Source organism: Leucobacter sp. BZR 635 (assembly GCF_048061935.2).
GTDB lineage: Bacteria > Actinomycetota > Actinomycetes > Actinomycetales > Microbacteriaceae > Leucobacter.
The window spans coordinates 1-11,330 of the sequence record NZ_JBLUNZ020000057.1 but is presented as its reverse complement, the minus strand read 5'-3'; the positions used below and the strand labels follow the sequence as shown (position 1 = coordinate 11,330).

Below are 11,330 nucleotides of genomic sequence, written 5' to 3'. Positions count from 1 at the left end.
CGTTCTACGTGTTCGCGGTGTACCAGGTCCATGATCGAGCAGGTGCCCACTCCCGCATCCCTTCGCGACTCGAGAGCTTGAAGGCGCTCCCCTTCCCGAGGATTCCAGGAGAAGGGTTCTCTGGCAGCGTGCTCCCCCTTGCGCTCGGTTGCCACAAGCTCTACACGGGTGCCACCCGCGAGGCGCGCGAACTCATCAGCGCAGCCGACAGCACACACTTCATCTCAAAGCTCGCGCTCGCGCTGCTCGAGGTCTGGGCTGGCGACCCGCAGGTGGCCGTCCAGCTGACGTGGGCGGTACGAAGCGAAACGCTCGAGCTGCGCCGCACGGAACTGTGGCGCGTCTCAATCGCGGCCAAAGCGCACCTCACGCTCGGCGATGAGGCGGCGGCGGTCGACGCGCTCCGGGAGTTGCAGCACCTCGTCGAACCGATCCGCGACCGTGAGATCTACTTCTTCACCGCTGACGTCGCTGAGGTCGGCCGTACGCACCTCGACTGGTGGCCCGAACAACCGCCTCCCCCTGACGCGTATTTCGAGCGGCTTCCAGCGCGCGAGCAGCACCTCACTGATCGTGAGCTCGAGATCGTTCGGCTCCTCGCGCAGGGGTTGTCGCGGCCAGCGATCACGCAGGAACTGTTCGTCACGCTGAATACGCTCAAGTCCCAACTGCGCACCATCTACCGCAAGTTGGGGGCCTCGTCGAAGTCCGAGGCGCTCCAAAGCGCAGCTAAACGCGGCCTGCTGTAAGCCGCGATCTGAGGGAGGCTCCTGTGTACATTGCGTGCGTGATGCTCATCATCGCCTCGGGCTTCGTCGTGCTCGCGGGAGTCCGGCTTCGCAGGCTCGTTCCCAAGCACTGGGAGACCGTGCGGGGCGAGTGGATCGGCCCGGCACTGCGGTTCTCGTCGCACCAGTATCGGTTCCGCACCCCAGACGGCGTTGAACGCTTCGGGCAGACCCGAGTGAAGGTACTGCGGGCGGTCTACGGAGGTGCCTGCGTCGTGGCCTACGACCCCACAGATCCGACGCATGCGCATCCGGCACAGTTGCGCCGGAACGGCACGCTCCTGATCATTATTGGCGTGCTCGCCGCGGGTGCGAGTGCCGTGCTGCTCGGCTTCACGCTCGGGTAGGGCCGCCACTGCCCTCCCGCAGAGCACCGTTGGTGCCGCCCCTGAAGCTCGGGCGGCACCAACGGCACCGGTTGCGTCTGTTACCGGTTCGCGGAGTGCACCCCGGTCAGCAACCGCAGCGGGTTCTCCCTGGTGAGTTGATCCACCACTGGCTCAGCAACCCCCGCCGCACGAAGCAGGTCGCAGAAGCCCGCAACGGCCCACGAGTAGCCGAGCCCGCCACGAATCTTCAGGTCGGTCATGTGGCAGCGATCACTCGAGATGAGCAGCGAATCAGCCCAGCCCTCATCGATGAGGCGCACGAGCATCTCCACCCGCAGGCTATCGGGCATGAGGTGCTCGCGACCGCAGGTGTCGAATTGCAGGTACACGCCCCGGTTGAGCAGCCCCGTGAGGTATGAGTGGTCGAGGAAGGTATCGACGTGCCCGATGGCGATGCGCCGCGGGTCGACCCCCTCCTCCTCGAGAATGCTCAGCTGATCGACCCCGGTCGGGTACATGAAGGCGTGCGTCGTGACCGCGGCACCCGTCGCGTTTGACGCCCGCCCGGCCGCGCGCAGCACTCGTTCCTCCGCAGGCGAGAGCGTCCCGCCGTGTGTGCCGATCTCTCCGATCACACCAGCGCGGATCCGCGTCCCGTCTGCGACGAGCACCCCCTCCTCGATTTCCTGAATCATCTGGGCCGCGTGCCGCTCAGCGGAGACCTCATAGACCTGCTTGGGGTAGTAGGGCTCGAGGTACCAGCCCGTGCCCATCACCACGTGCAGGCCAGACTCCCGCGAAATGCGGCGCATCCCCTCGGGGTCACGGCCGAGATCGCGGAGCGTCACCTCGACGATCGCGTGCTGCCTGTCAGCAGCCGGCGGGAGATCCTCGTTCATGTAGCCGAGCTCGCGAACAGCGAGTTCGGGGTTGTTGAAGATGTGATTGCGGTCGCCCGTCACCGGGCTGAAGTCGCAGAGCAGATGCTCGTGCGGCAGCACCCTGTCGATACGGTCAACGCTCACATCACCGAGCACTGTTCTGAGGTTCACTGCGGTTCCTTTCACCTACGAGGTTGCGCGTTCGGATCCTGCGACCCTGAGCACCCGGTCGAGTCCGCCGTCGAGCGACACCGCAACGCTGGTTCGCGGGTTCACGACCTGGCACACCTTGACATTCAACAGCAGTCCGACGGAGAGGTACGCCTCATCCTTGCTGACTCCGGCGTGCTCGGCGACCCGCGCTACACAGTAGGCGGTCGCTTCTTTCAGTGCTTCTTCGACAGACGCGCCAACGCCGATGACCCACAGCCGCCTGTCAGCGTCTTCGACGGTGGGCAGGATCGACCCGGCCCCCGCAAGCCTGTTGAGCCGGAGCGACACCGTCGCGCCGGTCTCGGCCCCGGTGCCGCAGACCTCTCCGTCGCCGATCGTCGCGTGGACGTCACCGATGAAGAAGCCGCCGCCCGGCACGGAAGCCGTGATCCACAGTTTCGCCCCGACACCGACGGCGCTGAAATCAATGTTGCCGCCGTAGTGCCCGAGCGTGCGCGCCGGCTCGACCGAATCGGTGAGCAGGCCGAGCGCGCCCACGTGCGCCTTCGGCTGTGCTGCGGCGAGCACCGGGGTGCCGGGGCCGCCCGGCCTGAGCTCAAGCGTCTCGGTATCGACGGCCATCACCGCGAACCTGTCCTGCCCGAGCAGCCCGAGCCCCGGCCTGGTCCAGGTGTACGCGACGGGGTCGAGGCGCATATCGAGAATCTCGATCTCGACGACGTCACCCCGTTCCACCCCGACGACCTCGACCGGGCCGACGACCGGGAAGAACTTGCTCGCGTCGAGGTCGCCGTAGTCGACATCGGTGCGGATCTGCCCGCCCGAAGAGTCGAGCGTGTGCACCGTGAATTCGCGACCCGGCACGACCGATCCGGCCATCGTGGCATCCGGGGTCAGCTCGTACATCCGCCCGTAGGGGCCGAGCTCCTGCGTATCCGCGGTCACTGCACGATCTCGCTGTTGATCTCGACCTCGGTGAGGCGGCTGTTGTCGGAGACATTCCACTTGTCCATCACGTCGTCGTAGACGCCGTTGTCAATGAGGTGCTGAATGGCGGCGGCGATGGCGTCGCGAAGCTCGACGTTGTCTTTGTGGAAGGCCCAGCCGTAGTTGTTGCTGAGGTAGCCCTCGCCGGGAACCACTTCGATGTCGCGGGCGGTGCCCTGCTCGATGCCGAACTCGGTGACGATGGGGTTCGCGATCGTCGCGACGGCGCGGCCGGTCGACAGCCACAGCAGCTGGTCGGCTGTCGTCGGCGCGATGAGCACGTTGATCGGGTTGCCGTCGCACTCGGGCTGGAACTCTTCAAAGAGCTCCACCATCATGCTGCCTTCAAGGGTGGAGACGTTCTTGCCGCAGAGGTCGGGCAGGTCCTTGATCCCGAGCGGGTTGCCCTTGGAGACAACGATGTTGTTTGCGGACACGAGGTTGTCGACAAAGTCGATCTGCTCGCGGCGCTGCTCCGTGTCCCACATTGCTTCGCTCATCATGTCGTAGCGCTTGGTTGCGACGCCGGTGATGAGGCCCCCAAAGTCGGAGCGCGACCACTCGAGTTCGACGCCGAGCACGGCCGCGACCTCCGCAGCGAGATCGGGGTTAATGCCGACAATGTTGTCGTCGTCGTCGGTGAACTCGTACGGTGCCTGCGACGGGTCGGTCACGACCTTGATGGTGTTCTTGCTGAGGATCTCCTCAGGCAGCAGCTGTCGAATCTCGTCGACGACCGCCGCGGAGTCAACCGGTGCCGACTCTTCTGCTGCGGGGGTACCCGCCGGCGCACAGGCCGAGAGCGTCAGGCTTGCGACCATCAGCGCCGGGATGGCTACTTTCAGGTAGGTGGCGTTTCGTTGCATGATGTGTTCTTTCTCGTGAGGGTTGCGAGCTATCCCGCCGTTGGGATGGTTCAGTGGTGCGGGGGCGCTACGGTCGCGCGTCAGATGACGCGGCTCAAGAAGCGCTGGGTTCGTTCGTGCGTGGGGTTATCAAGCACCTGTTCGGGCGGGCCGATCTCCTGGATGACACCGTCTTCGAGGAAGGCGACCTGATCGCAGACCTCGCGCGCGAAGCCGATTTCGTGGGTGACAACGATCATCGTCATGCCCTCGCTGGCGAGCGTGCGCATGACCTCGAGCACTTCTCCGACGGTCTCGGGGTCGAGCGCTGAGGTCGGCTCGTCGAAGAGCATCAGCGTCGGCTCCATCGCGAGCGCCCTCGCAATGGCGACCCGCTGCTGTTGGCCGCCCGACAGCGAATCGGGGTAGGCATCGCGCTTGTCCGACAGGCCGACCTTGCGCAGCAACTCGAGAGCGCGCTGCTCGACGACCTTCTTGTCCTGCTTGAGCACCTGCACGGGGGCGATCATGATGTTCTCGAGCACGGTGAGGTGCCCAAACAGGTTGAACCCCTGGAACACCATTCCGAGTTTCGCGCGCCGCTTTGCGACGATCCGCGGCTTCAGCTCGTACGCTTTCGTGCCCTCGCGCCGGTACGCGACGCGCTCGCCGTCAACGAGGATATCGCCCGAGTCGAATGTTTCGAGGTCGTTGATGCATCGCAGAAACGTGCTCTTGCCCGATCCAGACGGACCGATGAGCGCGGTCACCGTTCCGGGCTGCACGTCGATGCTCACGCCGCGGAGTACCTCGTTGCCGCCGAAGCTCTTGCGCACCTCTACGGCTTGCACCATTGGCCGCTCGGCCACTTCCGATCGCTCTGTCGCGTTCATCGTTGTGCTCCCATCTGGGTAAGGCGCCTCAACAGGCCCCGGTTCGTTCCGCGGCTGGCGGTGTTGCCGCTCCGCCCTGCGTACTTCTTTTCGAGCTGGTTCTGTAGCAGAGTGGCGATCGTGGTGAGCAGCAAGTACCAGGCTGCTGCGACAATGAGCAGCTCGATCACGTAGTAGTTGCGTGAGTAGATCATCTGCGCGTTCGTGAGCAGGTCGCGAGCCGAGATGACCGACACGAGCGAGGTGACCTTCAGCATCGCGATGGCCTGGTTGCCCGTTGGCGGGATCACCATGCGCATCGTCTGCGGGAGAATGATCTTGGTCATCATCTGCAGCGGCGTGAAGCCGAGTGCGACTGCTGCCTCGCGCTGCCCCTTGGGCACGCCGAGGATACCGCCGCGGATGATCTCGGCCATGTAGGCACCCTCGTTCAGGCTCAGCCCGATGAGGGCGGCGATGAACGGGGTGATGAGCGCGTTGGTGTCCCAGCTCACAAACCCCAGGCTGATGGTGGGGAAGAGAAACGCGAGGTTGAACCAGAAGATCAGCTGGATGAGCTGCGGCGTGCCCCGGAAGAACCAGAGGTACAGGTCGGCGAGCACGGTGAGCACGCGGTTGTCAGAGAGCTTCATGAGCGCGAGCACAATGCCGAGCACGATGCCGATGATCACCGCGAGCACCGTGAGCTGCACGGTGAGGATGACGCCCTCGATGATGACCGGCGCGAAGAGGTACTGGCCGACCACGCTCCAGTCGAGGTTCTTGCTCGTGACGAGGGCGAACACCAGGCCGCCGACAAGCAGCACGGCGACGGCCGCGATGACCATTCGCCCGTAGTGTTTCAGGGGGACGATCTCTAACGGGGTGATGTCCCGTGCGGTTCCAGCCGGGGCTGGAGCTTGGGGAGGGGATGTGGTTTTCAATCGGCCACCTTTCGGTCAAGCCCGGCCCGGGCTTCGTCTACGTTGACGCACCTGCGTTGTCCAAAGGGTTTCCTCAGGCCTCCGCAATGTCGATGGATTCACTGTAAATGAAATTCAGTAGTTCTACAAGTAATTTGAATCACGATTTGAATCGACACGCAAAAACACAGGCCACGACTACGTTTTGGCCCAGAAAACAGCGCACACCGCGCAGGTTCCGCTTCAATTTATTTTTAACATCGCTACATCTTGGGTACAGACACGGCTCCCCAAAACCTGTAACATGCGAAGGGATGAGTACTCAAAAACGCAAATCCGGGGACGAGGATGCCCAGCTGGGCGCACGCATCCGTGAGATACGGAAACTTAGGCGGCTGTCGCTGACACAGCTCGGAGATATGTCCGGCGTGAGCGCGAGCTTCCTCAGCCAGCTCGAGCGAGGAGCCTGCGGCGCGAGCTTCGGCACGCTGCGTGACATCACCGAGGCCCTCGGAACGACGCTCGCGGAGCTCTTCAATTCCGACCAGCCGCCCGGCCCCCGCATCGTGCGCCACGCGGACCGACCCCAACTGATCCACGGCGGGGCCCGCAAATACATGCTGAGCCCGCGCCCGCTCTCCCACATCGAGATGTTCGCCGGCGAATTCGATCCGGGCGAATCTACCGGCGACGAGCCCTACAACCACGGTGACTCCCAAGAGTTTCTGACAGTTATCCGCGGCTCGGTCGACGTGCAGATCGACGGCAGGTCACACCTGCTCGACGCTGGCGACACCATCGAGTACCGCAGCTCCCAGATGCACCGCACCGTCAACGTCGGCGACGGAGTGGCCGAGGTGCACTGGATCGTCAGCCCCGTCACCGTACCGAGCACCACCGGAGCAAGCGAAGGAACCACTGATGACGAGCACGCGTGACACCCTCGCCCTGACGCTCGGAGCGACCGACGGCCCGAGCTCCCCCACCATGTCCCAGTGTGTGAGCGCCAGCGGCCTGATCTTCACCTCCGGGCACACCAGCTTGACGCTCGGCAAGGTCGGCGCGGACCTCTCCGTCGAGCAGGGCGCTCAGGCCGCACGGGAGGCAGCGCTGCGACTGCTGTACTCGGTGCGGGAGCACAACGGGACGCTCGATGGCCTGCAGCTCGTGCAGCTCAACGTCTGCGTGAACACGACCGCAGACTTCACGCAGCACGGCGAAGTTGCCGAGGGAGCGAGCGGCTTGCTGCGCGAGATCTTCGGAGATCAGGATCTCCCGACGCGGAAGGCGCTTGGCATGGCCTCGCTCCCCCGCGGGGTGGCCGTCGAAATCGACGCGGTGTTCGCTGCCGCCGCAGCTTCCGGCCCCGCTGCCGTGTAACGCGCCGTGGGCATCAGCGACATGCTGACACCCACGGCGAGAGTCACCGCGCCTTGGCGCGGATACTGCGGTTTAGCGGCGGAGCGACGACCGACGCCAGAACATCAGCAGTCCGCCCGCGGCAACCAGAGCGCTCATGATGCCGAGCGCGAGAGGCCACTGAGGTTCGGGGCCGCCCGTGCTGGCGAGCTGTGGATCGGTCGCTGCGTCGGGTGCATTTGCTGCATCGCTGCCTGAGTCGGTGCCGGCGCCGGTGCCAGTGCCATCGGTGTCGCCGGTGCCGCCGTTGGGGCCGCCGTCGCCATCGGTGCCGGATCCGTCTCCGCCGGATCCATCTCCGTCAGTACCATCTCCGTCTCCGCCATCGCCCGGATCCACTGGTCCGGTCGTATCTTCGGCGACCGTGACCGTGTGCGCGGACGTCACGCCGTTCACCGTCACCTCGAGGGTCGCCTCACCCGCGGCGGTCGCGGTGAGTGCCCCGGTTGCTGGGTTGAACCTGACGACGCTTTCGCCGGCCGATTCGCTCGCGCTCGCGCTCACTGCGGCACCGCGCTTGTCGGTCTCCACCGATCCATCGTCGATGACGACGGCGTCGCCGCCCCAGACCGCGCTCATCGGCCAGTGCACGGGAACGATGCGCCCACCGTCCTGCGAGATCGTGGCGTCGACGGTCACCGACTCGCCAACGGTCATCGCCGCTGGGACCGCCGCGGTCGCACCGAGCGTGAGCTCGTCGACCCGGGGCTTCACCTCGGCCTGGAGCCAGTTCGTGCGGCTCGTCACGGGTGCCGGATCGTTCCCGACAACCCCCGAGTTCGGGTTGATCCCGAGCATGGCCCAGCCGGTGAAGCCACCCTTGTCGGGCGAGCTCGACGGCCCCTTGCCACTGTTGCCGCTGAGGAACGTCGAGACGCCCTCGTGGCTGGTCGCGTGGAAGACGCCGGCGTGGCCGTTGATTGAGGCGATCGACTTGCCCGTGTCGGCGCGGAACTCCGCGAGCCTATCTGCGTACCGCTTCGCCTCGATGCGGTCCGAGATCTGGCTGTCCTTGCTGCTCTTCGGGTCGTCGACCGGGTGGTGCGCGAACACGAGCACGCCCGTGATCGTCGAATCACGCTCGGCCTCAGCGAGCGCGTCTTCGAGGAATCGCATCTGCTGCTTGTCCGAGCCGTTGAACGAGCCGTTCGCGGTGTTCAGGGTGATGACGAGCGTGCTACCGACCTGCTGCTTCGTCTTCGTCGGCCCGAACTCGGCGATGAAGTTCTCGATCGGGCCGCCCATCACCTCGTGGTTGCCGGGCACGTAGATCCAGGGCAGCTTGTCGCCGATTTCCTCGTCGAGGATCTTACGCGCGAGCGCGAAGTCCTCGGGCGCCGCCTCGTCGACGAAGTCGCCGGTGATGACGAACATCTCGGGCTTCGCGGCGAGGATCTCGCGCAGCGTCTGGCGCGCACCCTGCACGTTCGGCCCCTCGGGGTTGCGGGCGACGAACTGTGCGTCGCTCATCACGGCGATGCGCTGCGCGCGCTGATCCACCGTTCCGTTCGTGACGACAAGCGGATCGTGCACGACAGGCGCCTGCGGCTGGTCAACCTCGGGCGCCACGACGGCGCGGATACCGGCGAACATGGTTTCGCCCTGGTACTGCTTGGCGGCCGAGGTTTCCATCATGCGCACCCGTTCGAGCTGCAGCGGGTAGGCGGTTCCGACGGGCACGTTGAACGTGAGTTCCTGCCAGCCGGTCCAGCTCGTGTGCGGGCCGTCGATGTTCATGGTCGTGCCCGCACCGGTCTTCATCTGGAGACGCGGCCAGGTGCTGTTGCCGTCACCGTGCACCCACATCTTGATCGCCTTCGGCTGCCCCGCAATCTCGATGGGTTCGGGTGCGACGGCGTAGGCGCCGCGCGTGCCCGTGGACGAGGCGAAGTCGTAGCTGAGCTTCAGCCCGGCCTCGCCGTTCGGCCCGGTTGCCCCTTCGAGCGCACCGGTTGCACGGTCCGAGCGGAAGGTCCAGTCCTTCGCGTTTGCGAGATCCGAGACAGGCTCCTCCTCCAGGCCGATCGTCACTGCGACGTCGACGCGACGGTCGCCCGCCGAGAACGACACCGTTGCGGCGCCCGAGGCCGCACGCGGGGTGATCCTGAACGTGGTGCCATCGAGTGATTCGACAGCGACGTCTGCGCCGGCGGAGACCGTGAGATCCGAGGCCTCGATGGGCGCGCCGAAGCCGTCCTTATCGAGGCCGGTGATGGTTACCGTCTCGCTGCCATTCTCGTCCACCAAAGCGATGACGCTCTGGCTCGCGCGGAGCCGGTCGAGCTCGCCGAGCACGCGCAGCTCGCTCGTCGCGGACTTTCCCTCTGCCGTGAACGTGACGGGCGCGGTGCCCGGGGCGACCCCGGTGACCTTGGCCGTGTCTGCGTCAACCGGCGTGAGCGTCGCGTTCTCGCCAGCGACCGAGAACTCGCCGGAGGCCGAGAGTGCGCCGCGGTTTGCGTCGAGACCGATGCCCGAGACGGTGCGCGAGAAGCCGGGAAACACCGCGTCTGCGTCGTCGAGCTTCGACTCGGGAGCCACCATGACGTCAGCGAGACCGGTGTCAGGTGCGGTCGACGAGAACACGAGGCTGTTGGGTACGCTGCGCAAGTGCCCGTCTGACGGGGCGTTGCCGACGCTCAACTCGCTTGTGCCCGGCTCGCGCACGAGGAGCGTGCTGGATCCGCCACCGTCGAGGTTCACCGCGTTGTGCGCGCCGAGCTCGACCATGAACTCGCCGAGCTCGTCGAGTGCCATGCCGCGGGAGTGGCTCTGCCGGCCGTCGAGGGAGACCACGTAGACCTCGCTGCCGTCCTCGCTCACGCCGACCGCGGTGCGCGGCTCGCCCTTGTCCGGGGCACCGACGACTGCGCCGTCGGCCACCAACCGCTGGTTGCCTGCGATGGCGAGGTCGACGTCAGAGCTGGCGGCGACCGTGACGGGCAGCGGGTCTCCGGGCTTCACGTCCGCGAATAGGTCGACGGCCGATCCGCGCGCGAGCACGACACCCGATCCCCCAGCGATGGCGGTCGGCCCCGAGATCTCGGCGAGGTCGGCTGACGTGCGCGCCACGACGCCGTCGGCGACCTCCACGCGGAGAAACTTCGGGTCGATGTTCGCCGGCCCGCCGATGGCGCGCGAGATGGGGTACTCGCCCCACATCGGCGTGAAGTAGCCGATGCCGTCGGCAGGAATACCGATGTTGTTCACGGTGCTCACCGGGTGGGTGGTGCCCGCGATATCGAGGGTGGCGGCCGAGGCAAGCGCCTGGATCGCGGCGATGCCCTCGCTGACGGTGAAGCTCTCGACGGGTGATCCGCTCGTGGTCTTCACGCCCTCAGTCGACGAGACGTTCGTGCCCTGGGCGACACCGGAGTTGTTGATGTCGAAGAAGGAGCCGTTGACCGCGGCCACGGCGTGATCGCCGAGGGTGTGCTCGGTGACGGGGGCGGGCTTCGTGAGGCTGCCCGAGTCGCGCACGTCCATCGACAGCGTGGGGGTCGAAAGGTCTGCGACGAGCACGTCGCCCGTCACCCACCCCTCGCCCTGCAGCCGGTCGAAACTTGTTGCCTTCAGTCCCGGGGCGAGCTGCCGGGTCTCAGAGCGGAGCAGGCTCGAATCGCGGCCGCTGAGGTCGAGGCCGCCCGTGTCGGGGACCGCGTAGCTTGCGGTCAGGGTGGACTGGGGTGCGAGGGCGATGCCGCTCACAGCGATGCCGAGACAGAGCCCGGCCGCGAGCGTTGTTTTCAGGGGAGTTCGTCTAAACCAAGCCACGAGTTGCCGCAGACCTTTCGTCAGTGTTGGAAGGCGCATGCGGCAGCTCAGAGATAATTGAATGACCGCCGGACGCTCAGGTCAGCGTAGGGAGGCAAGGTAGCCCGGGAGTTACCGGTAGGTGACCGCGGGGGTTGCGGGGCCGGAGTGCAGACGCACTTAGTCTTGCCGAAGTCGCAGTGCGAGCCGGTCGAGCCGCCATCCGGGCACCTGACGCATTGGCCGCTGCAGGAGCGCGAAGACCGCACCGCTGTGATGCATGCGGTGGGTCACCCGAGTTCCGTCACCGACCGGGTTCAGCAGCCATTCACCGACTTCGAGCCCGCCGGGCACGCGCA

10 protein-coding genes are annotated in these 11,330 nt (G+C 65.9%); 4 read left to right on the top strand and 6 right to left on the bottom strand.

Annotated elements, in window-relative coordinates; all coding sequences use genetic code 11:
• Window positions 1-749 (top strand): helix-turn-helix transcriptional regulator (locus ACI1US_RS11825; protein WP_461640645.1); only part of this gene is annotated, 749 nt, incomplete at its 5' end.
• Between the two features lie 38 nt (window positions 750-787).
• Window positions 788-1,135: a hypothetical protein gene (locus ACI1US_RS11820; protein ID WP_461640644.1), complete on the top strand. Its 348-nt coding sequence runs from the start codon at window positions 788-790 to the stop codon at window positions 1,133-1,135.
• 80 nt (window positions 1,136-1,215) lie between these two features.
• Here ACI1US_RS11820 and ACI1US_RS11815 read toward each other — a convergent pair whose 3' ends face one another.
• From ACI1US_RS11815 to ACI1US_RS11795, 5 genes are all read right to left on the bottom strand, one after another.
• A complete protein-coding gene (locus tag ACI1US_RS11815; RefSeq protein WP_461640643.1) occupies window positions 1,216-2,169 on the bottom strand; it encodes a phosphotriesterase family protein in 954 nt (317 codons plus the stop codon).
• Window positions 2,170-2,184: 15 nt separating this feature from the next.
• A complete protein-coding gene (locus ACI1US_RS11810) occupies window positions 2,185-3,117 on the bottom strand; it encodes an acetamidase/formamidase family protein (RefSeq protein WP_461640642.1) in 933 nt (310 codons plus the stop codon).
• Complete coding sequence (locus tag ACI1US_RS11805; RefSeq protein ID WP_461640641.1) at window positions 3,114-4,025, bottom strand: ABC transporter substrate-binding protein; 912 nt, start codon at window positions 4,023-4,025, stop codon at window positions 3,114-3,116. Before ACI1US_RS11805 ends, ACI1US_RS11810 begins: the two co-directional genes overlap by 4 nt.
• 80 nt (window positions 4,026-4,105) lie before the next feature.
• Window positions 4,106-4,897: an amino acid ABC transporter ATP-binding protein gene (locus tag ACI1US_RS11800; RefSeq protein WP_059059705.1), complete on the bottom strand. Its 792-nt coding sequence runs from the start codon at window positions 4,895-4,897 to the stop codon at window positions 4,106-4,108.
• Complete coding sequence (locus ACI1US_RS11795) at window positions 4,894-5,724, bottom strand: amino acid ABC transporter permease (RefSeq protein ID WP_083506611.1); 831 nt, start codon at window positions 5,722-5,724, stop codon at window positions 4,894-4,896. Before ACI1US_RS11795 ends, ACI1US_RS11800 begins: the two co-directional genes overlap by 4 nt.
• A 389-nt stretch (window positions 5,725-6,113) precedes the next feature.
• Between ACI1US_RS11795 and ACI1US_RS11790 the strand changes: the two genes are divergently transcribed.
• Window positions 6,114-6,737, top strand: coding sequence for a helix-turn-helix domain-containing protein (locus ACI1US_RS11790; protein ID WP_083506612.1), 624 nt, complete (start codon window positions 6,114-6,116; stop codon window positions 6,735-6,737).
• Window positions 6,721-7,179: a RidA family protein gene (locus tag ACI1US_RS11785; RefSeq protein WP_461640640.1), complete on the top strand. Its 459-nt coding sequence runs from the start codon at window positions 6,721-6,723 to the stop codon at window positions 7,177-7,179. The genes ACI1US_RS11790 and ACI1US_RS11785 overlap by 17 nt, the downstream gene beginning before the upstream one ends.
• 72 nt (window positions 7,180-7,251) lie before the next feature.
• Here the strand turns inward: ACI1US_RS11785 and ACI1US_RS11780 are convergent, their stop codons facing one another.
• Window positions 7,252-10,992: a phosphodiester glycosidase family protein gene (locus tag ACI1US_RS11780; protein WP_461640639.1), complete on the bottom strand. Its 3,741-nt coding sequence runs from the start codon at window positions 10,990-10,992 to the stop codon at window positions 7,252-7,254.
• Between the last annotated feature and the right edge of the window lie 338 nt (window positions 10,993-11,330).

What these genes read in the sequence shown, in the direction of transcription:
- ACI1US_RS11805 (WP_461640641.1), bottom strand. Translation starts at nt 4,025, where the DNA reads ATGCAACGAAACGCCACCTACCTGAAAGTAGCCATCCCGGCGCTGATG.
- ACI1US_RS11800 (WP_059059705.1), bottom strand. Translation starts at nt 4,897, where the DNA reads ATGAACGCGACAGAGCGATCGGAAGTGGCCGAGCGGCCAATGGTGCAA.
- ACI1US_RS11795 (WP_083506611.1), bottom strand. Translation starts at nt 5,724, where the DNA reads ATGGTCATCGCGGCCGTCGCCGTGCTGCTTGTCGGCGGCCTGGTGTTC.
- ACI1US_RS11790 (WP_083506612.1), top strand. Translation starts at nt 6,114, where the DNA reads ATGAGTACTCAAAAACGCAAATCCGGGGACGAGGATGCCCAGCTGGGC.
- ACI1US_RS11785 (WP_461640640.1), top strand. Translation starts at nt 6,721, where the DNA reads ATGACGAGCACGCGTGACACCCTCGCCCTGACGCTCGGAGCGACCGAC.